The following is a 2,961-nucleotide window of genomic DNA, read 5'->3' on the forward strand; positions in this document are numbered from 1 at the left end:
TCCTCGGGTAACTCCGGCGAGGGCTGTGTCGGCTCGCCGGCAAACACCTACGACTCGTTCAGCATCGGTGCCTCGAACGCTGACGGCGACATCACCGACTTCTCCAGCGGCAACACCATCGCCGCCAACAACTGGGACAACCCTGACCCAGAGTGGCCCGACGAGTGGGTCAAACCAGACGTCGCCGCACCCGGTGAAGACGTCCTGAGCGCGATGCCAGACGACGAGTACGACTACCTCGACGGCACCTCGATGGCCGCACCACACGTCTCCGGCGTCATCGCCCTCATGCTCTCGGCCAACGACGACCTCACGCAGGAGGAAATCGAGGAGACACTCGAGGAAACCGCCTGGAAGCCTGACGGCGAACCCGACGAGAAAGACGTTCGCTACGGTCACGGCATCGTCGACGCCTACGCTGCTGTCGACGAGGTTGCCGCGGGCGCACTCGAGTACGAACTCGGTGACGTTGACCAGGACGAGGCTGTAACGGTCCAGGACNTACGCTGCTGTCGACGAGGTTGCCGCGGGCGCACTCGAGTACGAACTCGGTGACGTTGACCAGGACGAGGCTGTAACGGTCCAGGACGTGCAGCTAACCCAGCAGTACCTCCAGGATATGGATCCTGAGCCGTTCGCCGAGGACCTCGCGGACATGAACCGCGACGGCGAGGTCACGACGGACGATCTGAGCCTGCTCCAGCAGAAGGTACAGGGCATGCTCGACGAGGGTGAAATCGCCATCACGGGACTCGACGTGCCCGACGAAGTCGACGATGACGAGACCGTCGAAATCGACGTCGATCTCGAGAACCTCGGCGACGAAGGAGCGATTCAGGAGATCGACTTCTTCCTCGGCGACGACGATGAACCAATCGACACCGAAGTCGTCGATATGGCCGCACCCGGCGTCGACGACCCGGTCGATCACTCAGCAGAGACGACGATCACGTTCGACCTTGACGCGAGCGACCTCGACGCTGGCGAGCACACCGTCACCGTCGCGACCGAGGACGACGATGCGAGCGACGCGTTCACCGTGCTCTCATCGGAGTTCGGCGTTTCGAACCTCGATGCTCCCGATGAAGCCGACCGTGGTGACGAGATTACCGTCAGCGCGGATATCGCGAACACGGGGAACGTCGACGACACCCAGACCGTCGAATACCGCTTCGACGACCTCGACGACGCGCTACTCACGCAGAACGTCACGCTCGAACCCGACGAGGAAACGACGGTCTCCTTCGATGTCGACACGGAGAACGTCACGGAAGGAACCTACGACCACGGTGTCTTCACCGAGGACGACGAAGCGACCGCCGCAATCGACATCCTCGAAGCGTTCTTCAGCGTCGACATCACCGACGCGCCCGAGGAACTCGCACCTGGCGAGACCTACAACGTCAGCGCGGATGTCGTGAACGCCGGCGACGCGCCGGACGAACAGACGATCGCCTACGATGTCACGGAAGGCGAAACCGACGTTGCAGTCGTCGACGGCGACGTTGACGAAGAAGAACTCCGCGAGGAACTCGCCGACCGCGGTGTCGACGAGGTTGACCTCGACGAGATCGTCGACGGCGCGGACAACCTGGCTGACACGCTACAGGACGAACTCGACGACTCCTACGACGTGCAGACGGTCAACGCAGCCAACCTGCTCGACGAGGTCGAGGACTACGATATCTTCGTCGTCAATGACTTCGACGGCGCAGATGTCGATGCGTTCCTCGACGAGCTCGCAGACGACCAGGGTGTCGTCTACCTCGAGAACTGGGGCAGCAGCTCGAACGCAGTGAGTGACCTGTCCGATGCCACTGACGACCCATCGTCCGTTGAGGACGGCTTCAGTGGCTCTGCACCGATCATGCTCGACATCACCGACGACCACGCACTGTTCGACGGCGTCGCTGATGCGGGCGAAACGATCGAACTCCACGACGGCTCCGCAGCCGATCGTGCATGGTTCGACGGCTACAGCGGCGAGACCATCGCAGACGTCGGCGACGGCACGCCAGACGGCGCCTCTGTCGGCGTGAGCGAGGACGACGACCACGTCCTGCTCGCTGCGTTCGGCCGCTCTTCGTTCATCTCGAACGCGGACTTCAGCGCCGAATCGAACGCCATCATGGCAAACGCGGTCGAGCACGTCGACGACTACGCTGGCACAGCCAGCGCAACCGACCACACGAGCGAGGTCGTCTCGCTCGAACCGAACGAATCGGCCACCGTCGAGTTCACGAACACCCTCGCCGAAGACGACGGCGAACTCGAGTGGCACCATGTCGTCGAGAGCGACGACGATATCGCGACTGCGCCGTTCACCATCGACGACGGTCCGAACTGGAACGTCAAGGGAACGGTCTCCGAGGCAGCAACCGATGAACCGATCGAAAACGCCAGCGTCGAACTCGAAGCTGGCAACGAAACGTACACGAACGTGACCGATGCCGACGGCAAGTACGGTCTCGCGAACGTTCCTGCCGGCGAACACACCCTGACAGTTGACGCCGAGAACTTCGCGGCACACACCGAGCTCGTCGAGGTTCCCGAAGACGACGTCGTCACGGTCGACGTTGGTCTCGAGGAGCTCCCCGGTACGATCAGCGGTGACGTGACCGCGAGCGACGACGACGCACCAGTCGAGAACGCAACTATCGTCGCCGAGAACGCCGACGGCGATGTCCACGAAACGACGACCGACGAGAACGGCTCGTACGAACTCGCGGACGTCTCCGCGGGCACGTACGTCGTCAACGTCGTCGACACGCCACCGGGCTACGAGATCGACGAAATTGTCACCGTCGCACCCGGCGAACACGTTGAGAACGTCGACTTTGTCGTCGACCGCACCGCCGGCTCGATCGAAGGCACCGTCACGAACGCTGCCGGCGTCCCGATCGCTGACGCCAACGTCGTCGACGCCGACGACGGCGCGTTCAACGTGACGACCGCCGAAGA

At 62.9% G+C, this 2,961-nt stretch carries 2 protein-coding genes; both read left to right on the forward strand.

Annotated elements, in window-relative coordinates; all coding sequences use genetic code 11:
- The coding region (locus C483_RS20835) for a S8 family serine peptidase (RefSeq protein WP_241431489.1) at positions 1-555 on the forward strand (555 nt) is incomplete at its 5' end.
- Positions 556-589: 34 nt separating this feature from the next.
- Positions 590-2,961 (forward strand): carboxypeptidase-like regulatory domain-containing protein (locus tag C483_RS08605; protein WP_241431490.1); only part of this gene is annotated, 2,372 nt, incomplete at its 3' end.

Origin of the sequence: Natrialba hulunbeirensis JCM 10989, assembly GCF_000337575.1 — an archaeon.
GTDB lineage: Archaea > Halobacteriota > Halobacteria > Halobacteriales > Natrialbaceae > Natrialba > Natrialba hulunbeirensis.